The organism is Sulfuriferula thiophila, from assembly GCF_003864975.1.
Lineage (GTDB): Bacteria > Pseudomonadota > Gammaproteobacteria > Burkholderiales > Sulfuriferulaceae > Sulfuriferula > Sulfuriferula thiophila.
The window spans coordinates 60,150-80,943 of record NZ_BHGL01000017.1 but is presented as its reverse complement, the minus strand read 5'-3'; the positions used below and the strand labels follow the sequence as shown (position 1 = coordinate 80,943).

The 20,794-nt window shown below is 51.0% G+C and carries 22 protein-coding genes and 1 pseudogene; 5 read left to right on the top strand and 18 right to left on the bottom strand.

Annotated elements, in window-relative coordinates:
* Position 1 precedes the first annotated feature (1 nt).
* Both serB and EJE49_RS08545 read left to right on the top strand, forming a co-directional pair.
* Positions 2-850 carry a phosphoserine phosphatase SerB gene (gene serB, locus EJE49_RS08550; protein ID WP_124950035.1) on the top strand — a complete coding sequence of 283 codons (849 nt, stop codon included), beginning with the start codon at positions 2-4 and terminating at the stop codon, positions 848-850.
* A gap of 12 nt (positions 851-862) precedes the next feature.
* Positions 863-1,072, top strand: coding sequence for a heavy-metal-associated domain-containing protein (locus EJE49_RS08545; protein ID WP_124950034.1), 210 nt, complete (start codon positions 863-865; stop codon positions 1,070-1,072).
* Here the strand turns inward: EJE49_RS08545 and dnaQ are convergent.
* From dnaQ to EJE49_RS08515, 6 genes are read right to left on the bottom strand one after another with little or no spacing between them, the layout of a single operon-like run.
* Positions 1,069-1,773 (bottom strand): DNA polymerase III subunit epsilon, encoded by a 705-nt coding sequence (gene dnaQ, locus EJE49_RS08540; RefSeq protein ID WP_124950033.1) that lies wholly within the window; start codon positions 1,771-1,773, stop codon positions 1,069-1,071. The two genes, EJE49_RS08545 and dnaQ, sit on opposite strands and share 4 nt — an antisense overlap.
* Positions 1,770-2,975, bottom strand: coding sequence for a malic enzyme-like NAD(P)-binding protein (locus tag EJE49_RS08535; RefSeq protein WP_124950032.1), 1,206 nt, complete (start codon positions 2,973-2,975; stop codon positions 1,770-1,772). Before EJE49_RS08535 ends, dnaQ begins: the two co-directional genes overlap by 4 nt.
* Positions 2,976-2,991: 16 nt before the next feature.
* Complete coding sequence (locus EJE49_RS08530) at positions 2,992-3,699, bottom strand: hemerythrin domain-containing protein (RefSeq protein WP_189941786.1); 708 nt, start codon at positions 3,697-3,699, stop codon at positions 2,992-2,994.
* Between the two features lies 1 nt (position 3,700).
* Positions 3,701-5,617: a hypothetical protein gene (locus EJE49_RS08525; RefSeq protein WP_124950030.1), complete on the bottom strand. Its 1,917-nt coding sequence runs from the start codon at positions 5,615-5,617 to the stop codon at positions 3,701-3,703.
* Positions 5,618-5,619: 2 nt separating this feature from the next.
* Positions 5,620-6,573, bottom strand: coding sequence for a mitochondrial fission ELM1 family protein (locus EJE49_RS08520; protein ID WP_124950029.1), 954 nt, complete (start codon positions 6,571-6,573; stop codon positions 5,620-5,622).
* A 6-nt stretch (positions 6,574-6,579) separates the two neighbouring features.
* A complete protein-coding gene (locus tag EJE49_RS08515; protein ID WP_124950028.1) occupies positions 6,580-7,251 on the bottom strand; it encodes a 2OG-Fe(II) oxygenase in 672 nt (223 codons plus the stop codon).
* Between the two features lie 138 nt (positions 7,252-7,389).
* Between EJE49_RS08515 and grpE the strand changes: the two are divergent.
* The 3 genes and pseudogenes from grpE to dnaJ all read left to right on the top strand — a co-directional run.
* A pseudogene (gene grpE, locus EJE49_RS08510) lies at positions 7,390-7,929 on the top strand (nucleotide exchange factor GrpE); the annotation flags it as partial.
* An 87-nt stretch (positions 7,930-8,016) separates the two neighbouring features.
* Positions 8,017-9,930, top strand: a complete 1,914-nt coding sequence (dnaK, locus tag EJE49_RS08505; RefSeq protein ID WP_124950026.1) for a molecular chaperone DnaK — start codon at positions 8,017-8,019, stop codon at positions 9,928-9,930.
* Positions 9,931-10,037: 107 nt separating this feature from the next.
* On the top strand, positions 10,038-11,144 hold the full coding sequence (dnaJ, locus tag EJE49_RS08500; RefSeq protein WP_124950025.1) for a molecular chaperone DnaJ: 1,107 nt from the start codon (positions 10,038-10,040) through the stop codon (positions 11,142-11,144).
* 112 nt (positions 11,145-11,256) lie between these two features.
* Here dnaJ and EJE49_RS08495 read toward each other — a convergent pair whose 3' ends face one another.
* The 12 genes from EJE49_RS08495 to fabG all read right to left on the bottom strand — a co-directional run bounded on the left by EJE49_RS08495 (position 11,257) and on the right by fabG (position 20,793).
* Positions 11,257-11,811, bottom strand: a complete 555-nt coding sequence (locus EJE49_RS08495; protein WP_124950024.1) for a DUF1439 domain-containing protein — start codon at positions 11,809-11,811, stop codon at positions 11,257-11,259.
* Positions 11,789-12,529, bottom strand: a complete 741-nt coding sequence (locus tag EJE49_RS08490; protein WP_124950023.1) for an EI24 domain-containing protein — start codon at positions 12,527-12,529, stop codon at positions 11,789-11,791. The genes EJE49_RS08495 and EJE49_RS08490 overlap by 23 nt, the downstream gene beginning before the upstream one ends.
* Complete coding sequence (locus EJE49_RS08485; protein ID WP_124950022.1) at positions 12,526-13,299, bottom strand: TatD family hydrolase; 774 nt, start codon at positions 13,297-13,299, stop codon at positions 12,526-12,528. Before EJE49_RS08485 ends, EJE49_RS08490 begins: the two co-directional genes overlap by 4 nt.
* A 2-nt stretch (positions 13,300-13,301) precedes the next feature.
* Complete coding sequence (locus EJE49_RS08480) at positions 13,302-13,661, bottom strand: PilZ domain-containing protein (RefSeq protein ID WP_124950021.1); 360 nt, start codon at positions 13,659-13,661, stop codon at positions 13,302-13,304.
* A gap of 14 nt (positions 13,662-13,675) precedes the next feature.
* Positions 13,676-14,674, bottom strand: coding sequence for a DNA polymerase III subunit delta' (gene holB, locus EJE49_RS08475; protein WP_124950020.1), 999 nt, complete (start codon positions 14,672-14,674; stop codon positions 13,676-13,678).
* A gap of 6 nt (positions 14,675-14,680) precedes the next feature.
* Positions 14,681-15,289, bottom strand: a complete 609-nt coding sequence (tmk, locus tag EJE49_RS08470) for a dTMP kinase (protein WP_223246878.1) — start codon at positions 15,287-15,289, stop codon at positions 14,681-14,683.
* 2 nt (positions 15,290-15,291) lie between these two features.
* Positions 15,292-16,278: an endolytic transglycosylase MltG gene (gene mltG / locus EJE49_RS08465; RefSeq protein ID WP_124950018.1), complete on the bottom strand. Its 987-nt coding sequence runs from the start codon at positions 16,276-16,278 to the stop codon at positions 15,292-15,294.
* Positions 16,271-17,083 carry an aminodeoxychorismate lyase gene (pabC, locus tag EJE49_RS08460; protein ID WP_124950017.1) on the bottom strand — a complete coding sequence of 271 codons (813 nt, stop codon included), beginning with the start codon at positions 17,081-17,083 and terminating at the stop codon, positions 16,271-16,273. The genes mltG and pabC overlap by 8 nt, the downstream gene beginning before the upstream one ends.
* Complete coding sequence (locus EJE49_RS08455) at positions 17,080-18,393, bottom strand: aminodeoxychorismate synthase component I (protein WP_124950016.1); 1,314 nt, start codon at positions 18,391-18,393, stop codon at positions 17,080-17,082. The genes pabC and EJE49_RS08455 overlap by 4 nt, the downstream gene beginning before the upstream one ends.
* An 85-nt stretch (positions 18,394-18,478) precedes the next feature.
* Positions 18,479-19,717: a beta-ketoacyl-ACP synthase II gene (fabF, locus tag EJE49_RS08450; RefSeq protein ID WP_124950015.1), complete on the bottom strand. Its 1,239-nt coding sequence runs from the start codon at positions 19,715-19,717 to the stop codon at positions 18,479-18,481.
* 28 nt (positions 19,718-19,745) lie between these two features.
* Entirely contained in the window at positions 19,746-19,985 is a 240-nt protein-coding gene (acpP, locus tag EJE49_RS08445; RefSeq protein ID WP_124950014.1) for an acyl carrier protein, read from the bottom strand.
* Positions 19,986-20,052: 67 nt separating this feature from the next.
* Positions 20,053-20,793: a 3-oxoacyl-ACP reductase FabG gene (gene fabG, locus EJE49_RS08440; RefSeq protein WP_124950013.1), complete on the bottom strand. Its 741-nt coding sequence runs from the start codon at positions 20,791-20,793 to the stop codon at positions 20,053-20,055.
* Position 20,794: the final 1 nt, after the last annotated feature.

Below are 20,794 nucleotides of genomic sequence, written 5' to 3'. Positions count from 1 at the left end.
CATGCTTACTAACCTTATTATTCAAGGCGATCACGTCCCTACCCAGACACTGAAGCAGATTGCCAAACTTTGTGCTGTCGATGCTATCGAAGCCATTAATCAGCAAGCCTTCCGCCTGGTCAATGCTGACAATAGCAACCAGGCAGCTATCGCCGAACTCTGCGCCGCAGCCAAACTGGACTTCGGTTTCATCCCTTTCCATCGCCACCTGAATGATTTCAAACTGGTGGTAATGGACATGGACTCCACGCTCATCACCATCGAGTGCATCGACGAAATCGCTGACATGATCGGCATCAAGCCGGAAGTGGCTGCGATTACCGAATCCGCCATGCGTGGCGAGATCGTGTTTGCCGAGAGCCTTACCCGCCGCGTTGCCCTGCTGGCTGGACTGGATGCATCTGCACTGGAACGGGTGTATGAAGAACGTCTGCGCCTGACCCCCGGTGCAGAAACCATGCTCACCACCTTGCAACAGCGCGGCATAAAAACCCTGCTGGTGTCAGGCGGCTTCACCTTCTTTACCGAACGTCTGCAAAGCAGGCTTAATCTTGATTACAGCGCATCCAATACGCTGGAAATCATCGATGGCAAACTGACCGGACGGGTGCTGGGAAATATACTGGACGCACAGGGCAAGGCCGACTGGCTGAACAAGGTACGCGAAGAATTGGGATTGGCACAGAAACAGGTAATCGCTATCGGTGATGGCGCCAATGATCTGCTGATGATGGCTCAGGCCGGCGTCTCTGTCGCCTACCATGCCAAGCCTGTGGTACGTCAACAAGCAAGTTACGCATTGAACTATAATGATCTAAGCGCGGTACTACCCTTACTCGGCAAACTCTAGGAGAACTTACCAATGCAACACATTGTTCTGAATATCACGGGAATGACCTGTGGCGGCTGCACCAACAGCGTTAAACGCGTATTAAGTGCATTGCCGGGTATCGGCGAAGTGAATGTCTCACTGGAACATGCCAACGCTGAAGTTGAGTTTGATCCGGCCGTAGTCAATATAGAAGCCTTAAAACAGGCTATTGAAGCAGCGGGTTTCGAAGTCGCAAGTTAACCGGCTTGCTCCGCCAGCCATAGACATGCGCCACGGCTTTCTTTCTGGATCGCCGTGAGTGTATCCTGATGCGCGGCCAGTTCTGTAGCGTCTGCATTAATAACGTGAATAGCCGCATGCTGTGCACTCCCTACCGGGGCACGCACCACCTGCTCAACCTCGACCGCCATCATCAGGCTTTCCTGACCGCGGGTCATGCCTAAATAAACCGCCGCCAGCAATTCCGCATCCAGCAACGCGCCGTGCAAGGTACGATTGGCATTATCCACTTCATAACGCCGGCATAATGCATCCAGATTATTCTTCTGCCCGGGGTGCAAGTCTTTGGCGAGTTTCAGCGTATCCAGTACGTCCGGACAATATTCGGACATCGGTGGACGCTTCAGTTGCGTCAGTTCGCTATTGAGAAAGCCGATATCGAACGGTGCATTATGGATGACCAGCTCTGCCCCTGTCAGGAATTCCAGCAACTCATCCGCTATATCCGCAAAATGCGGCTTGTCCTGCAAAAACTCGGTAGTCAGACCATGCACTGCCACTGCCCCTGCATCAATCTCGCGCTCGGGATTCAGATAACGATGAAAGTGCTTACCGGTCGGGCGGCGATTGATCATCTCCACCCCTGCCACCTCGATAATGCGGTGACCCTGCTTCGGGTCAAGGCCGGTGGTTTCAGTATCCAGGAAAATTTGCCGTGTCATTGTTCAGTGCGTACCGCTTTGGCCACGGCAGGCGGGATACGATCTATCAAACGCGGATCAAATGGCTTAGGCAATATATATTCCCGCCCGAATTCCATGGAATCGACTTTGTAAATTGCCAGCACTTCCGCCGGTACCGGCTCACGCGCCAGTTCAGCCAACGCATGCACTGCGGCGATCTGCATTTCCTTGGTAATGCGTTTAGCCCGCGCATCCAGCGCGCCGCGGAAAATAAACGGAAAGCCCAGGACGTTGTTTACCTGATTTGGGTAATCCGAACGGCCGGTAGCCATGATTAAATCACCGCGTGCCGCATGTGCCTCTGCCGGGGAAATTTCCGGATCGGGATTCGCAAGTGCAAACACCACTGGCTTATCAGCCATGCTCTTCAGCATGTCCTGCGATACCAGATTACCGGCAGAAACACCGATGAAAGCATCTGCCCCGCGCATCGCGTCAGCCAGCGTTCTGGCTTCAGTATCGGCAGCAAAGAAAGCATGATGCGGCGGCAAATCCTGCATGCCGGTATGCAGCACGCCCGCTTTATCCACCACCAGAATCTTGGATTTATCGGCGCCCATCGCTAACAACAAACGCAATGATGCGGTACCTGCTGCACCGGCTCCCAGACACACGATTTTGGCATCTGCCAGCTGTTTGCCTTGCACATGCAAGGCGTTAATCAATCCGGCGCAGATGATCACTGCAGTGCCGTGCTGATCATCATGGAACACAGGAATATCCAGACGCTCTGATAATTCTTTTTCTATTTCAAAACAATGCGGTGCAGCAATGTCTTCAAGGTTAATACCGCCAAAGGTTGGCGCAATATTGACCACGGTTTCAATAAAATCACGTACGCTTGGCGCATTGATTTCGATATCGAACACATCAATATTGGCAAAACGCTTGAACAATATGCCCTTGCCTTCCATCACCGGTTTTGACGCCAGCGGACCTAAATTACCCAGGCCGAGAATCGCAGTACCATCGCTGATGACAGCAACCAGATTACCCTTATTGGTGTAGCGATAGGCATTCTCCGGGTCTTCGGCAATCGCGCGCACCGGTTCGGCTACACCGGGGCTATAGGCCAATGCCAGATCTTCGGCTGATTCACAGGGTTTGGAAGACTCTACCGAGATTTTGCCTGGTTTAGGGAATTCATGGTAATCAAGTGCACGCTGTTTAAATGTGGTCATGTCGTTCTATCAAAATTTATAAAGTGCCGTCCAGCGTCGCCATTACTTGCGCAAACAAGGCTGAACGTGCCGCTTCGGGGGCTTTGTTAATTGCACCAGTCCAGATCGGAAACAGACTGGCTTCTTCACGGTACTCATGCTTGGATAAATACCCTGCCAGAATCGCCAGCAAAGGCGAAATACTGGCTGGCGTCGCGTCGGTTTCTTCGAAGCTCAATTCTATCATTACTGACTGATTCAGTATTTCATTATGCTCCTGCATCATCGCTGCGGTCGGATCCTGCCCCATCGCATTCGGCGGTGTGCGTATCGCTTTGGCGAGAATATCATGCTCCACTGCCAGATGCCGGCGCAAGCCTTCGACAAACGCCTGCATGATGGCATGAGCCTGCACCAAATGATTCTGGTCAGTCAGGTGTATCACTTGTGAAAACATCGCATCCAGCCGCTTGTGATCGCGTTTCAGCGCATCCAGCACGTCCACTGGCGGCACATCTTCGGCGCGATGTATCACTGTCAGCCATTGTCCTGCTTCGGTACGACTGATTTCCCAGCGCAAATTATTCCGTAATTGCAGATTCAGACTATGCAAAACGATGGCCGGGTCTTCCGCAAACAGAATTGTCGCTGTTTCACCACGCGGCATGTCCTTGATTTCGTAGAACACAGCCGTTTGCAGGTGACTTGGAGCTGTCTGAGTTAAGTCAGTATATTGATCCGTCATATCAGAATCCGAACATGTGATCCATGCAGAATGCGGTATCACCATTCACAGTGCCGTGATAACCGAACAAACGGCAGGTCAGATCGCGGATGATGATATAGCCACCATCCCCGGCACGTTGCCGTGTGGCTGCATCGAATACCTCACTATAACGCCAGTGCAGCGAACCGCTGCACGGAATACTGATTTTGGTCTGCGCAATTTGCTCGCCCATGCGGTTATACAGCACCAGGCTAGTATCAGACTGTGCATGCCACGGCGTAGATGCCGCATAAATCAAATGGCAGAACGTATCCAGCGGCGCATCGCCCAGTCGCAGGAACAAGCGTGTGCTCAATCCGGGTGGTGCAGCAGCATACGACTGCGGCTCGTTCTTGTAGGTGAGCACGGTATTGAAAATGTGGCCGCCAAAACTGGTCTCGGCAATATGGCCGCTGCTGCGCTGGGTGTAACGGAACAAGCCATGCAGCCAGCCGTCCGCGCCACCGCCGTTGCTGAAATCATATACCAACTCAACGTGACCGCTGCCGCTAGGTAAGCTGGCATTCTGTGCCGCCAGGATAGCATTCATATCGACTGCGACACTGTCGCTGCGCTGCAGGCAGCCAAATTGATGACGCGCCACTTCTACCCCGCTGGCATCGTAAAATATCGCCGCAATCGGCAAATCGGTTTGCGCAGTAGACATCGGGTTAGGCTGCATCACGCTTTGCCATTGCGCGACAGGCATGATCGGCGCAGGCAGAATGTAGGATTTACCCAGATGCTGGGTCAAATTCGGAATATTGAGGTCAACGACCAGATCATTGCGCTCCACATTAACGTGCGCAATGCGGCTACGACCATTTTTAACATGCACTTCATAACGTGGACGCACGAAATAGCGCCCTGCCTGCACTTCCAGCTGTTGCGGCCAGCGCACTTCCGGGAACAGGTCGGCGACATTCAGCGCATAACAGGCAAACGGCGCAATTTCAGATGGGATGGTGCGGATGTCATCCGAGCCCATCAGGTTAATACCCACAGCATGGGCAGGAATAGGCACAGGATGGCTGTTCTGTATCCACATCACCACAGTTTCATCATCATGCGGTGCCGGCAAGCCGGCAAACAGATCCGATGGCCAGGCATTGGCGTCATGCGTGCAGGACAACACCGTATCGTCATCGCCATACACATCGAGCGCATATTTGACGATATCGTGCCGTGCCACACCCAGCACATGAATAAACAGCGAGGCGGTAAACTCGCCCAGATTAAAACGCTGACGCACTGCCTGACTGTCTATGATCAGGCTTGCACCCGCCGCAGGTATCGCATCCTGCCATTGCGCCAGCACCTTACCTGTCTGATCAAACAGACAGAACCAGACCTCAGGTACCTTCTTCGCCCCTAATCCGGACCAGTAATCACAGGTAACAATGCGCGTATGCTGACCATTGCCATCGCGTAAAAAACCAAAGTTGGTCGCAAAATTTAATGGGTCCAGATAGCGGTTAGGGTTAGTCAGCATGGCTACCGGCAGACGCAGCTCATCCAGGCTCAACAACTCAACTCCGGCCGGCACCAGATGACGGATATGGTCCATCAACCGTCCGGCATCAAATGCCGTGACCAGCACGATACCTGCCCCGGATTGCGGCAAGCCGGTCACTGCCTGGGTGGCATGCCCAAGTACGGTTTTACCCAGATCTTCAACGCGCTGGACATACACGGCAGCCACATTGATGCCATCCAACGGATAGAATTCCTGCAAACCTTCCGCCATGCCCAGCGGGTCATAAATCGCGACTTTACCTGCCGCACACAGACGTGCGTACAGATCAGCTGCTTTGGCGACTGTCAGCGGGTGACCCAGTGCCTTGAAAAAACTGTTTCCACCCTTGGCATTACTGTAAGTTTCAATTTTTAATGACATGCTTACCATCCTAACCTGTGCTTAATTTCATTTGCCACGCGACGTGTTTCATCCAGCGGCTCATATTGCCAATGCGTTAATTCACCCGTAAACGGGCGGGTACAACCCCGTGCCTGTAAACTGCGGTGAAAATCTTCAAACTTACCCTTGCCACCGGTCAATCCGGCAACAAAAACCGGCTTACCGGTAAAGCTGGCCTCCGAGGCCATATTGACCGAATCCGCCGTCACCACCAGATAATCCGCCAGTGCCAAGTATGCAAAATAGGGATTTTCACTCACGCCATCCCAGATCACTGCAGAATATGGCGCCAGACGCTCGCGCAATACGGCCACGGCGGCTGCATCGGTACGCCGCGACGGCGTAATCAGCACACTGCCACCTTGCTGTTGCAAAGCCAGAATCAGCTTATCGGCCAGATCATGCGCAAACGCCGCATCAATTGAATAACGTTTATTGCTGCCACCCAGCAGCACACCAATTAACGGGCGCGGCAAGTCGGCGAACTGCGGCGTGAACTTTAACGCAGCAGCATCCAGCCTGACCTGCGTTACCCGATTCACGGCCCCCAGACTTTCCAGTACATTGTCGCCTCGACACTGATCATGTTCAGGCGCGACGATGACATCGAATTGGCGCAGATCAATTTGCGGATTCTGTATGCGGATATTCAACGTGCGCCCACCGCTGGCACGTTTAATGGCGACGGACACAGCTACATTGAGCCGGCCGGTACCTATCACTGCATCTGGCCAGGGGGGCTGCAAAGGATCACTGCCCTCACCCAGAAACTTAAGCGGTGACAGCCATAAACTGGGTGGCAGATATTTCCATGGTGCGGCCGGAACGATGCGTTTCTTGACACACTCCAGCCCTAAGGCTTCAGCCATGCCAAAAGACTGATTATCCATACCGACAATGTCATTTGACAGCACCCAGGCAATGCGACGTGACATCAGCGTTTAACCTGCATATTCCTTGTTGCCGAACAATTTCTTGAAGAAAGCTGAAAATCCATGGCGCTTTTGCTCACGGCGTTTGACCTGTTCATCCAGTACCCAGTTTAATTGCAATGCCTTACGCTCGCCGACAAAGGGTTTATGACCATGCCAGGAATTATCACTGCGCCGGAATGCAAGCAAGGTGCCAATCGCCGGCTCGACTTCTGCTACATAATCTTCCAGATCGGTGCCGGAGCGCAGTATACGCAGTCGGCCACCTGATTTTTGCCAGGCCTCGTTAAAATAAATCAGCATGGTAATGATTTTGGTTTTGCTATCGGTATGGATACGGCCATCGGTCTCATCGGTATGACCGCGTACGGTAATCATGGTCGGGCGACCGGTCAAATCCACATTGAATTTTTTTTCAACGGCATGACGAAATGTTTCACCCTCTAACTGGTGCATCAGCTCGATAAAAGCCGGACCACATTTCAAGGTATCAAACGGAAAACTGCCTGCCTGTTTAATCACCGGAAAGTCGCGAGAAATCGCCTCCAGCGCATCCGCTTTGAGAAAGTCCGGCAACACCATGTATTCATACGGTGATTTATTTAACTCTGCGCTATTAAACGCGGTCAAATCCAACATTGAGGCGGAGTCAGTAAGCACAGATGCGGCATGAGCGTTCATTTCGGACAACCAAATCTTAATTTAACAAACCCTTAGTCTAACGCCTTTCCGCCGAGAGATAAAGATGTCGCAAAAATTATTCATCACAGCGCTTGAAATTCCTCACACCACCCCCATCTCAAGGCAAGTTCAACCAAGGAGTCGACAATGCAATCAGAAAATCCGAATCAAGACCAGAATCAGGATACAACCAGTAATGAAGCGGAAAACATAGAGTCCATGCCCAGTCTGGAACAATCCCTGAAGCAGGCCGAGTTGCTCGCCCAGGAACATCATGACGCATGGCTGCGTGCCAAAGCAGAAGCCGACAATATCCGCAAACGCGCTCAGACCGACGTTGCCAATGCACATAAATATGCGATCGAAAATTTCGCCAGTGAGTTATTAGCTGTTAAAGACAGCCTCGAAGCAGCACTCAGTGCAGCAACACCCAGCATAGAGAATTTGAAAAGTGGCGTTGAGCTAACCTTGAAACAACTGTCATCCGCCTTTGAAAAATTCAACCTGAGCGAGATCAATCCGGTCAACGAAAAGTTCGATCCGCACAAGCACCAGGCAATCAGCATGGTGCAAAGCGAAGCTGAAGCCAATACCGTAGTCTCCGTCCTGCAAAAAGGCTACCAACTGCATGACCGCATGGTGCGCCCGGCATTAGTAACCGTATCCAAAGCAAAATAACACGATACACCTTGAAATATCGAAATCAGACTACATATTGTCTACATCCTAAATTATTTAATTAACAACTGACACAAGGAACTCATCATGGGAAAAATTATTGGTATTGACTTAGGCACAACGAACTCTTGCGTTTCCGTTATGGAAAACGGCGTTGCCAAAGTCATTGAAAATGCCGAAGGTGCACGTACTACTCCATCTATCGTTGCTTATGCTGAAGATGGTGAAGTACTGGTAGGTGCCGCAGCAAAGCGTCAAGCAGTTACCAACCCGAAGAATACGATTTTCGCTGTTAAGCGCCTGATCGGTCGTCGTTTTGAAGAAAAAGAAGTGCAAAAAGACATCGGCCTCATGCCTTACAGCATTGTCAAAGCCGACAACGGTGACGCATGGGTAGAAGTGCGCGGCAAAAAAATGTCTGCACCTGAAGTGTCTGCGCAGATTTTGATGAAGATGAAGAAGACGGCTGAAGATTACCTGGGCGAACCAGTTACTGAAGCCGTTATCACCGTTCCAGCCTACTTTAACGACAGTCAACGTCAGGCGACCAAAGACGCTGGCCGTATCGCTGGTCTGGAAGTTAAGCGCATCATCAATGAACCGACTGCTGCCGCATTGGCATTCGGTATGGATAAAAAAGAAGGCGACCGCAAAATTGCTGTGTATGACTTAGGCGGCGGTACATTCGATATTTCCATCATCGACATTGCTGAAATCGAAGGTGAGCACCAGTTTGAAGTACTGTCCACCAACGGTGACACCTTCCTTGGCGGTGAAGATTTCGACCAGCGCGTAATTGATTACCTGGCTGATGAGTTCAAAAAAGAACAAGGTATCGACCTGCGCAATGACATGCTGGCATTGCAGCGCTTAAAAGAAGCTGCTGAAAAAGCCAAGATCGAGTTGTCATCTGCCCAGCAAACTGAAGTTAACCTGCCTTACATCACGGCAGATGCTTCCGGTCCTAAGCACTTGGCAGTAAAGATCACTCGAGCCAAGTTTGAAAGCCTGGTTGAAGAGCTGATCGAGCGCACCATTGCTCCATGCAAACTGGCAATCAAAGATGCTGGCGTCAGCGTATCCGACATCGGCGACGTGATTCTGGTCGGCGGTATGACCCGCATGCCTAAGGTTCAGGAAAAAGTAAAAGAATTCTTCGGCAAAGAACCACGCCGTGACGTCAACCCTGACGAAGCTGTTGCTGTTGGCGCATCTATTCAGGGCGGTGTATTGCAAGGTGAAGTTAAAGACGTGCTGTTGCTGGACGTAACACCGTTATCTTTGGGTATTGAAACCATGGGTGGTGTGATGACCAAACTCATCCAGAAAAACACCACCATCCCAACCAAGGCTAGCCAAGTGTTCTCTACTGCCGAAGATAACCAGAATGCGGTTACCATCCATGTATTGCAAGGTGAGCGTGAAATCGCTGCTGGTAACAAGAGCCTGGGTCAATTCAACCTGTCAGACATCCCGCCAGCACAGCGCGGCATGCCTCAGATTGAAGTGACGTTTGATATCGATGCCAACGGTATTTTGCATGTGTCTGCTAAAGACAAAGCCACTGGCAAAGAAAACAAGATCAAGATTCAGGCCAGCTCCGGTTTGTCTGAAGCTGAAATCAACGCGATGGTGAAAGATGCTGAAGCCCACGCTGAAGATGACCGTATCGCCCGTGAACTGGTAGATGCTCGCAATCAATGCGATAATCTGATCCACTCAGTGAAGAAATCGTTGACTGAATATGGCGATAAAATCAGTGCCGATGACAAGACCAAAATCGAAGCTGCCATCACCGAAGCTGAAGAAGCGCTCAAGGGCAACGACAAGGATACCATCGACGCCAAGTCCAAAGCTTTGGCCGAAGCATCACAAAAATTGGCTGAACAGATGCATTCAGCCGAGTCAGCCTCTGCAGGTGGAGCTGCCGGTAGCGGCGCAGCCAAGGCGGATGATGATGTAGTAGATGCTGAATTTGAAGAAGTAAAAGACAAGAAATAATACTTGTCTTCATCAATAACGGGGTTGGCCTGACAGCCAATCCCGTTTTTCAATAACCACTGCAACAACATGAAAAGATGTGAAAACATTTTAAATGGCTAAAAGACATGTCTAAACGTGATTATTATGAAGTGCTGGGCGTTAATCGTGACGCCAGCGAAGACGAACTGAAGAAAGCTTACCGTCGGCTGGCGATGAAGCATCACCCAGATCGCAACCCGGACAACCCAAAAGCCGAAGAACACTTCAAAGAAGCCAAAGAGGCTTATGAAACATTAACGGACAGCCAGAAACGCGCTGCCTATGATCAGTATGGTCATGCCGGTGTTGAACAAGGTGCAGGCATGGGTGGCGGCGCAGGCGGCTTCTCCGATGCATTTGGCGACATATTTGGCGACATATTTGGTGGCGGACGTAGTCGCTCCAACGTTTATCGTGGTGCCGATTTACAGTACAACCTGGAAATCACGCTAGAAGAAGCCGCACGCGGTACCGAAACCAAAATCCGCATCCCGACTCAGGAAGAATGCGAAACCTGCCATGGCTCCGGCGCAAAACCCGGCACCGAACCCATTACCTGCACCACCTGCGGCGGACATGGTCAAGTGCGCATGCAGCAGGGTTTCTTTTCCATTCAGCAAACCTGCCCGAAATGCCACGGTACCGGCAAGATCGTGCCTAACCCATGCTCTGACTGCCATGGCGCAGGTCGCGTCAAGCGCCATAAGACACTGTCGGTACGCATTCCTTCCGGCGTAGATAACGGCGATCGCATCCGCTTGTCAGGCGAAGGTGAAGCCGGTGTTAATGGCGGACCAACCGGCGATTTGTATGTCGTTGTCCATCTCAAACCGCATTCGGTGTTCGAGCGCGAGCATAATGATTTGCATTGTGAAATGCCGATCAGCTTTACCACAGCAGCATTGGGTGGCGAGATTGAGATCCCGACACTGGATGGCCACGCCAAAATCAAGATACCTGCCGAAACCCAAACCGGAAAAGTATTCCGTTTGCGGGGCAAAGGTATCCAGGGCGTACGCACCCATGCCCCGGGCGATTTGATGTGTCACGTCATGGTGGAAACACCCGTCAGTCTGACTGAACGCCAGAAAGAGTTGCTACGCGAACTGGAAGATATCAATCTGGCCGATGATGCACGCCACAGCCCTAAAGCCAGATCGTTCATGGATAAGGTTAAGGCATTTTTCGGCTAACAGGCATATGCCCATTTGTTAGTAAAACGCTTCCGCCCCAGTTGTTTACAACCGGGGCGGTTTTCATTGGCAAGCCGGGAATTGGCACCGCCGCCACTAATAACGCCAGCATTCACTTGGCGATATGAATAACGACGCCCCGCTCAGTAATTTCTATACTTTCAGGCTCCAGCTTCATCCCCGCAAAATGCAAATCATCCGGATTAAACGTGTAGATACTCGCACCCTGCAAGGTTTCGCTGATCAGCAATGCCGCCATCTGATTTAACCCTTTAACCTGTCCATTCGACATACCGTCAACGTCGATATTTTCCAGATGCGGGTCTTGCAAGACTATACTTCTGGTCGCAGCGTTATAGGCCAATGAAGTGGTAATATTCAGCTTGCTTTTAAGTACCTGCTTCGCGCCGAAAGTCGCCACATCCGCATCAAACTGCATGGCGATATGTTTAATATCAGGACGCATACTTACCTGAGGATGACTGACAGTCAAATCCACCAGCCCAAAATACTGTTTCTGCACAGGAAATTTCCTGGCCAGTGCAGTTTGAAACTCGGCGGGAGTGAACGTCACTGTAGAGGGTTTCAGAAAATCGGCATTACACCCGACCAAACCGCTCAGCAGTACCAGCGCCCAAATAAGATTAAACCAGCGTTTTATCCACATTCCTTTGCTCCTGATTACGCAACACCCGTAATTTTGCCAGACCAAAATGAATATAGGCCAGTCCGGTATAGATAGGCGAGAATAAATTAATTACCGGCACGAAATGCAGCAGCGCCAATAACAAACCCATGCCGTAGAGACTGCCGCCAGACTGAGCCAGAATGGTATCGAACTCTTCGCGGCTGGCATGCTCTGCCAATGCATCATAACGAAACAAGCGCTGATTCAGGTAGGCTGTCAGCAATACTGAAAACACTACCCCTAAACCGGCGGCCAGCCAGAATGGTAATGTCACCAGCCACAGTCCGATAAACACGCCTACGGCAACCAATGCATTCCAGATGCTACCCATCACCGTGCCACCATGCAGACGCACCAGATCAGCATAATCACGCTTGGCTACGTGATTGACCATCATCGGCATGGCGACGACAGCAGCTATCAACAACGCCGTGGTCAGCGCCAGTGGCGCGATCATCAGCAACAGCAGCGTCACTGTCAGCGCACTGGCAACCCAGGTGAAATCATACTGGCTCAGAAACAGCTCGGCAGGCTGTATCCAGTGGTTCAGCATTGCCAGCCAGTCTGCCCAGAATACCCAGGCCAATACCCCCCATAACAGCAGAGCAAACACCATGGGCCACAATACAATAGCAAGAATTTTGGGGTGAAATAAGCTCTTGGCCGCAGCACCCAATGCGGTGATGATGTCATTCATCCGGGTTGCGCAGCGCTAAACAGACGGAAGAAATTGTCAGTTGTAGCCCGCCCTAAGGCTTCAACCGAAATGCCGCGCAATTCTGCAACGGCTGCGCCAACATGGCTGACCCAGGCGGGTTCGTTGGTTTTACCACGATATGGCACGGGGGCCAGAAACGGCGAATCGGTTTCTATGAGCAGACGATCCAGAGGCACATTTCTGGCGACTTCTTTCAGGGCAACGGCATTCTTGAATGTGACGATACCCGAGATCGAAATGTAGAAATTCAATGCCAGCGCTTCGTCAGCCACGGCCTGGCTTTCAGTAAAGCAATGCATGACGCCACCAATCTGATCAGCGCCCTCTTCCCGCATAATGCGCAAGGTATCTTCTGCAGCAGAACGGGTATGAATAATTAATGGCTTGCTAGCAGCCCGCGCAGCCCGGATATGGGTGCGGAAGCGCTCGCGCTGCCATTCCAGATCACCGGTCAGCCGAAAGTAATCCAGCCCGGTCTCACCGATAGCAACAACACGCGGGTGCGTTGCCAATTCAACCAGACGAGCAACATCCGGCTCGGCAATGTCTTCATAATCGGGATGCACACCCACCGAAGCAAACACATTGTCATGCCGTTCAGCGACGGCCAGAACCTGGGGATAATCTTCCAGATTGACGCTCACACACAGTGCATGAGTGACCTGATTCGCCTGCATATGCGCCAGGACTTCAGTTTCACGCGCGGCCAGATCGGGGAAGTTAAGATGGCAATGAGAATCTACAAACATGGTTACATCGTGTGCGTAGGTCGTACCGCTTTGAGCGCACCACCTAGCAGACCTTCAATCTTGTTACGTGCCGCAACACCATTCTCGTTATGATCGAATTGCACCCCGATACCCGGAGTCTTGCCGCCATGACAGCCAACTGGCGTGACCCATACGACCTTACCCGCGACCGGAATTTTATTCATGTCATCCAGCAACGACAGCAGCATGAACACCTCATCTCCAATTTGATAACTTTTGGTTGATGGCACAAACAAGCCTCCGCCTTTAACAAAAGGCATATAAGCCGCAAACAACGCAGATTTTTCCTTGATCGCCAGCGATAAGACGCCTGGGCGTGTCATGCTCGGAACAGTACTCATGATTTCACTTTCATTCAGAACGCGCTGGTATATTCCAGCAAGATATCTTCCAACACCATTTGCACATTTAATGGGTGCGCCACGACTGCACGTGCACGCTGTAAACGTTGTTGCAACTTCAGCAACAGCCCCAAATTAACATGCATGGCCAAGTTACGCAATTGAGTACTAAAGTCCTGATGGTAATACACTCTATCCGCCAGTTTCACGCTCTGCAAATCATGTGCCCATTGCTGCAGCCATTGCAGCAGTTGAGAATAATCAGCAATGGCCAATTTGGCATAGCGCTCGGCCATGGCTAATGCCGGTGTCTGCGCTGCGCCCGACAAATCGGTGAGTAATGCACGGCGTCGTGATTGGTAATCTTCATCGGCAAAAGTGGTTGCCAATAACGGCGATCCCGCGGCCAGGCCCAGACACAGCCCTGCTTCAGCCACGCCTTGCGATTCCAGCCATGTCAGCGCCTGCGTGGCTTCAGGCAGATTTACCCGTAATTGATGGCAACGACTCAGTATAGTCGGCAATAACCGCGAAGCCTGATGACTAACCAGTATCAACAAGCTATTTTCAGGCGGCTCTTCCAGGGTTTTGAGCAATGCATTAGCTGCTGCCGCATTCATCGTCTCTGCGGGATTGACCAGCACCACACGCAACCCGTTGCGATGTGAACTCAGCTGCACAAAATCAATGGCATGCCGCACCTGTTCAACACTTATCCATTCACTTTTTTTACGTTCAGGACCCGCTTCATCTGTTTCATCCATCGCACTCGGCTGCAAAATATGGACATCAGGATGGCTGCCTTGTTCAAACCAATGGCAGGACGGGCATGCACCACAGGCAGCCGTTGCTCCGTCAACGCGATGCTCACACAATAGCAATTTGGCAAACGCTTGAGCTAACGGGTATTTACCCAAGCCGGCACGCCCGTGCAGCAATATTGCATGAGGTAATTGTGCCCGCAACGACAATAGTCGCTCTGCGCTTTCAGCTTGCCATGGATAAATATGCATAAGCTTCTAATTACCAGACAGAGGTTTCAAGACCGCAGCCAGTTCACTGCGTATGGCCTCGATAGTCTGATCAGTACGCACTACGCGGAACCGTGCCGGATACTGGCTGGCACGACGCAAATACATAGCGCGCACCCGCTCGAAGAAATCCAGCTGCTCCTGCTCGAAACGATCCGGATCGGAATGTGTGCGCACGCGCTGATGGGCGATGCTAACCTCGACATCAAACAGTATCGTCAAATCCGGCTGCAATCCCTGTTGCACCCATTCTTCCAATACCTGCAGACGCGATTCTGCTATGCCACGCCCTCCGCACTGGTAGGCAAAGCTGGCATCGGTAAAACGATCGGACAGCACCCACTCTCCTCGCGATAAAGCCGGGGCTATAATCTGTGCGATATGCTCGCAACGTGCAGCAAACATCAGTAACGCTTCGGTATCGATATGCATGGGTTCATTTAGCAACAACGCACGCAATGATTCTCCTAACGGCGTACCGCCTGGTTCCCGGGTTACTACCACAGTGCCACCCTGCTCACGCAAGTAATCGGCTATCCATTGCAGATGCGTCGTTTTACCAGCACCGTCGATGCCTTCCAGACTAATAAACGGCATGCTTATCCATTCTTCTGATAACGTGCTACAGCACGATTATGATCGGTCAAATTATTTGAAAAATAATGCGTACCATCGCCCTTGGCCACAAAATAAATAGCACTGCTTTGCGCAGGATGCAATGCCGCCTTGATTGCATCCAGCCCAGGCATGGCAATCGGTGTAGGCGGCAAACCGCCACGTGTATAAGTGTTATAAGGCGTGTCTGCCATCAAATCCCGTTTACGGATGTTGCCATCATAGTTTTTGCCAATACCATAAATTACCGTAGGATCAGTCTGCAAACGCATGCCCATGCGCAAACGATTGATGAATACGGCTGCGATTAATGGCCGCTCCTGCTTCGCACCCGTTTCTTTTTCAATAATTGAAGCCATAGTCAGCGCATCTGCCGGCGTTTTATATGGCAAATTCTGATCACGCGTAGCCCATTCCTGTTGCAGGTGCAATTGCATGGTTTCATAAGCGCGGCGCAGGATCGACACATCGCTACTGCCAGCATCTATAAAATAGGTAGAAGGGAAAAACCAGCCCTCGGCATGAGCCAATGGCACATCCAGCAGTTGCAATACCTCCTGTTCACTCATACCCTCGGTATCGTGCCGCACGAGTGGATGTGCATTCAGGGCATCGCGCATCTGGGCAAATGTCCACCCTTCGATAAATACAATTTCGCGCAGGCTGACTTCGCCTTCAGTCAGCTTTTTAAGTAACTGCAATGGTGTAACTACATGATTAAGCGTATAAAATCCCGCTTTTATTTTACCACCCTTACCCAGCACTCGCGCCAACACACGGAAACGTACGCCGTCACTAAGTACACCCGCTGTTTTCATCTGACTGGTAATAGACACCAGATTACTGCCTGGCTTCAAATCAAATTCCATGGGCGTTTGTTTCAATGCAAGCGGGGTGTGAGCGTACCAGTACAGGTAGGCTAAGGCCATACCCAAAATAAACACTGCCCAAACGAATATGCGCTTAATCATTGTCCGTCTCCAGCAAAGCACGGAACAATTTTACGTACTGCCCCTTTTGCCATCGTTTTTGCCCCAGTTCACGCACTTGCCATACCCCTATAATACTATTACAAAGCATGACTTCATCCGACTCCAGAATATCAGCCAGGCTTAATTGAGTAACTCTGACACTCAAGCCCAGGCCGACCGCGAAACCCAGCATACGCTCACGCGTTACGCCGGCAATGCCGCTATTACTTAATTCAGGTGTATATAATTGTCGTCCACGGACCGCAAACACATTAGTCATCGTGCCACCAATGACGTAACCCGCCTCATCCTGCAGCAAGCCCTCCATAATATCAGGGTCTTGCCATTCACCACGCGCCAAAACGTTTTCCAGCCGATTAAGATGCTTGATTCCCGCGAGCAAGGGTTGCCGTGACAACCTTAACTGGCACACGCGCACTGCGACACCGTCACCAATACATTGCGGCGCATAAGCCGGCAAAGGCGCTGTGCTAACTATGCGGGTAGGTATGGCAGCCTGCTGCGGCATATAACCACGCTGGCCAATGCCACGGGTCACGGTCAGTTTAACCACACCGACATTCTCTTCCTGTTTACAACGGATAATATCCTGCTCGAACAGGCTTGCCTCTGGACAAACTATACCCAACCGTAAACAGTCTGCAGCCAGCTTCGCATAATGTCGTTGCCAGTTCCGGTTAAATGCATCACGCAACAGCAATGTACGAAATATACCATCGCCGTAACTCAGTCCGCGATCCGTCGGCTGTATCATGGCATCGGCTACACCATTAACCAGCATCATTGCGCTAGTCCCAGTGCGCGCAGCAGACCCTTGGCTTTGGCACGCGTTTCACCCAGTTCACGATCAGGATCAGAATCAACAACTATCCCCGCACCCGCTGAAAATTCCAGCTCTTGCCCGGAGAGCATCATGGTGCGGATCAATATATTCAGATCGAAATCACCGTCCAGATTGATATAACCCATGCTGCCAGTATAAGCACCGCGTGGCGTTGACTCCAACTCCCGGATAATCTGCATAGTACGCACCTTGGGACAGCCCGTAATGGTGCCACCAGGGAACAATGCCCGCACCACATCCAGCGGCGACACTGAAGGTTTGAGCTGCCCGCTGACGGTTGATTCAATATGATGCACATGCTGGTAACTGGCGACCACCATCAGCTCATCAACCTTTACGCTGCCCGGCACACATACCCTGCCCAGATCGTTGCGCTCCAGATCCACCAGCATCACATGTTCAGCACGTTCCTTCGGGTGGGCAAGCAACGCATCACGTATTTGCCTATCCTGCTCAGGATCTGCGTGACGCGGATGTGTTCCGGCGATAGGACGTGTCAGTGCATGGTCATCGACAACCTGCACCAGACGCTCGGGAGAAGAACTGATAATGAATTGATCATGACCCAAATTGGCAATGCCGGCAAATGGGGCTGGATTATTGTGGCGTAGCGCATGGTAAAGCCCCATTGCACTATTGGCTTTGCTGACCCTGCCACGCCAGCGGCGGGACAAATTCACCTGAAATACGTCACCGGCAGCTATGTAACGCTGAATTTGCACCACACTGTCCAGAAAGTATGTAGCAGGTTCCTCTGCCAAGGACTTCAGTGCAAGTTCAGGTAAGCTTACAGGGGGCGTATGTGCAATGTCATGTTGCAGTTGTGACAGCAGCGCTGCAGATTCAGCAAACAGCCAGGCCTCGCGGGTATGATTATTCACCATGACCGCAGCAGGAACGCGCATGAATACAGCGACCGGAAAGTTATTGTCTAGCACGGCACGATTCGCTACGCTCGGTTCCAACGTATGCAACATTTCATAACCAAGATAAACAAACCAGCCGCCACGGAACGGCAAATGTGCCGTATCGTCATTTTTAGCAGCGCGTGCCTGCTGCCAGTCATCATCTAAATTCTGAAAAAAATCAGCACCCTGATCAACGGTATAACGTTGTAACGTTTGTGGATAGGCAAATAATATGTGCCAACCAGCACCGGCCGCCGTTTCCAGCAACACAGGGAAAGCTTCCGGATTACTGGCGCAAAGACTGAATAGATCAGGTATCGCAGATAAGCGAATGGTAGGCACGATGGGAAACTTTACAAACAAAACCGCTGATAATTTTTACCGTATACACGGCGCAAGTTATCAGCGGTTTGCATGATGGTACTAATTAGACTTTACGGAACACCAGCGTGCCGTTCGTTCCGCCGAAGCCGAACGAATTGGACATCGCCACATCAATTTTCATTGAACGTGCGGTATTGGGCACATAGTCCAAGTCACACGCCTCATCCTGATTGAAAATATTGATGGTAGGTGGTGCAACCTGATGATAAACACTCAATGCTGAATATACCGCCTCAATACCACCAGCCGCGCCGAGTAAATGCCCGGTCATGGACTTGGTTGAACTGACGGCTGCTTTATATGCGTGCTCACCCAAGGCCAGCTTCATTGCAGACGTTTCCGCAATATCACCTAACGGGGTAGATGTGCCATGAGCATTGATATAATCAATCTCATCAGGATTTACCCCGGCATTGCGCATCGCATTACGCATGCAGCGCGCAGCACCTTCACCACTCTCCACCGGCGCAGTCATATGATAGGCATCGCCACTCATACCGAAACCCGCCAGCTCGGCATAAATTCGGGCACCACGTGCTTTGGCATGCTCATATTCTTCCAGCACCACCACACCTGCGCCCTCACCCATGACAAAACCGTCACGGTCCTTATCCCATGGGCGACTGGAGGTAGCGGGGTCATCATTGCGCGTCGATAAAGCACGTGCAGATGAGAAACCACCTATTCCCAACGGACTCAAAGCAGATTCAGCGCCACCGGCAATCATCACATCCGCGTCGCCATACTCGATAATCCGTGCAGAATCACCAATTGCATGAGTCGCAGTTGCGCATGCGGTTACCATCGCCAGGTTAGGACCTTTCAGTCCGTACATGATCGACAGATTGCCGGAAATCATATTGATAATCGAGGCTGGAATGAAGAATGGGGAAATTTTACGTGGCCCGCTTTGCAGATAAGTGCTGTGCGTCTCTTCGATCAATGGCAAACCACCGATACCCGAGCCTATGCTGACACCTATCTGGGTAGCATTTTCCTCGGTCACTTCCAATCCGGAATCTTTGAAAGCCTCCATACCCGCAGCCATGCCGAATTGGATAAACAGATCCATACGGCGTGCATCTTTAGGATTGAGAAATTGACTGACATCGAAATCTTTAACTTCGCCTGCAATTTGCGAAGCAAAAGGACTTGGATCGAAACGGGTAATACGGGTAATACCCGACTTACCCGCTTGAATATTTGCCCAGTTTTCCTGGACACCTGTACCAACTGGGGAAACTATCCCCAGACCGGTAATCACAACTCTGCGTTTGGACAAAGCAGCTCCGCAAAAAAATAGAAGGAGATTACTTAGCTAAATGGCCACTGACATAATCAATGGCTTGTTGAACTGTAGTGATTTTTTCAGCTTCATCATCAGGGATTTCGCATTCGAATTCTTCTTCCAATGCCATCACTAATTCCACCGTATCCAACGAATCCGCGCCTAAATCGCCAGCAAATGAAGACTCGGTCTTGACTTCAGCTTCATTAACACCTAATTGTTCAGCGACGATTTTTTTGACACGTTGTTCGATATTGTCCATCTGTGTTACTCCCATGAATTAAAAAAAGCCCAGCTATTCTAACAAAAATCCAAAAATAACCCAAAGATTATTCCATGTACATGCCACCATTGACATGCAGAGTAGCGCCAGTCACATATCCTGCCTGACTGGAAGCAAGAAAACTGACAGCATGCGCGATGTCTTCAACCTGACCTAAGCGACCCAGCGGGATATGATCCTGCAATGCCGTACGCTGTGCTTCAGGTAAAGCACGCGTCATATCCGTATCAATAAATCCGGGAGCAACGCAATTGACAGTGATGTTACGGCTGCCGACTTCACGCGCCAGTGATTTGGAAAACCCAACCATACCCGCTTTTGCTGCGGCGTAGTTGGTCTGACCAGCATTACCCATTGCACCAACAACAGAAGTGATATTAACAATACGACCATAACGCGCCTTCATCATCGCACGCAACACCGCCCGCGACAAACGAAAAACCGAGGTCAAATTAGTATCGATAATACTATCCCATTCGTCGTCTTTCATGCGCATTAACAGATTATCCCGTGTAATGCCTGCATTATTAACGAGAATAGCAATATCTCCGTAATCTTTCTGGATAGCGGCAATAGTGGTTTCAACACTTGCAGCATCAGTCACTTCCAGTGCCATTCCGGCGCCGGCAACACCTGCCTGCCGCAAATACTCGGTAATTGCAGCAGCACCGCTCTCGCTGGTAGCCGTACCAATAACAATGGCACCCTGGCGCCCCAGTTCCAATGCAATTGCTTGTCCTATGCCGCGGCTCGCACCGGTCACTAATGCTATTTTTTGTTGTGGCATA

Excerpts from the sequence above, each read along its gene's own strand:
- fabG (WP_124950013.1), bottom strand. The coding sequence starts at position 20,793 with ATGCCACAACAAAAAATAGCATTAGTGACCGGTGCGAGCCGCGGCATA.
- holB (WP_124950020.1), bottom strand. The coding sequence starts at position 14,674 with ATGCATATTTATCCATGGCAAGCTGAAAGCGCAGAGCGACTATTGTCG.
- EJE49_RS08520 (WP_124950029.1), bottom strand. The coding sequence starts at position 6,573 with ATGTCACGTCGCATTGCCTGGGTGCTGTCAAATGACATTGTCGGTATG.
- dnaJ (WP_124950025.1), top strand. The coding sequence starts at position 10,038 with ATGTCTAAACGTGATTATTATGAAGTGCTGGGCGTTAATCGTGACGCC.
- dnaK (WP_124950026.1), top strand. The coding sequence starts at position 8,017 with ATGGGAAAAATTATTGGTATTGACTTAGGCACAACGAACTCTTGCGTT.
- EJE49_RS08525 (WP_124950030.1), bottom strand. The coding sequence starts at position 5,617 with ATGTCATTAAAAATTGAAACTTACAGTAATGCCAAGGGTGGAAACAGT.
- mltG (WP_124950018.1), bottom strand. The coding sequence starts at position 16,278 with ATGATTAAGCGCATATTCGTTTGGGCAGTGTTTATTTTGGGTATGGCC.
- serB (WP_124950035.1), top strand. The coding sequence starts at position 2 with ATGCTTACTAACCTTATTATTCAAGGCGATCACGTCCCTACCCAGACA.
- acpP (WP_124950014.1), bottom strand. The coding sequence starts at position 19,985 with ATGGACAATATCGAACAACGTGTCAAAAAAATCGTCGCTGAACAATTA.
- EJE49_RS08480 (WP_124950021.1), bottom strand. The coding sequence starts at position 13,661 with ATGAGTACTGTTCCGAGCATGACACGCCCAGGCGTCTTATCGCTGGCG.
- EJE49_RS08490 (WP_124950023.1), bottom strand. The coding sequence starts at position 12,529 with ATGAATGACATCATCACCGCATTGGGTGCTGCGGCCAAGAGCTTATTT.
- EJE49_RS08495 (WP_124950024.1), bottom strand. The coding sequence starts at position 11,811 with ATGTGGATAAAACGCTGGTTTAATCTTATTTGGGCGCTGGTACTGCTG.
- EJE49_RS08545 (WP_124950034.1), top strand. The coding sequence starts at position 863 with ATGCAACACATTGTTCTGAATATCACGGGAATGACCTGTGGCGGCTGC.
- EJE49_RS08535 (WP_124950032.1), bottom strand. The coding sequence starts at position 2,975 with ATGACCACATTTAAACAGCGTGCACTTGATTACCATGAATTCCCTAAA.
- tmk (WP_223246878.1), bottom strand. The coding sequence starts at position 15,289 with ATGCCGTTTATTAGTCTGGAAGGCATCGACGGTGCTGGTAAAACGACG.
- EJE49_RS08485 (WP_124950022.1), bottom strand. The coding sequence starts at position 13,299 with ATGTTTGTAGATTCTCATTGCCATCTTAACTTCCCCGATCTGGCCGCG.
- EJE49_RS08515 (WP_124950028.1), bottom strand. The coding sequence starts at position 7,251 with ATGAACGCTCATGCCGCATCTGTGCTTACTGACTCCGCCTCAATGTTG.
- EJE49_RS08530 (WP_189941786.1), bottom strand. The coding sequence starts at position 3,699 with ATGACGGATCAATATACTGACTTAACTCAGACAGCTCCAAGTCACCTG.
- dnaQ (WP_124950033.1), bottom strand. The coding sequence starts at position 1,773 with ATGACACGGCAAATTTTCCTGGATACTGAAACCACCGGCCTTGACCCG.
- pabC (WP_124950017.1), bottom strand. The coding sequence starts at position 17,083 with ATGATGCTGGTTAATGGTGTAGCCGATGCCATGATACAGCCGACGGAT.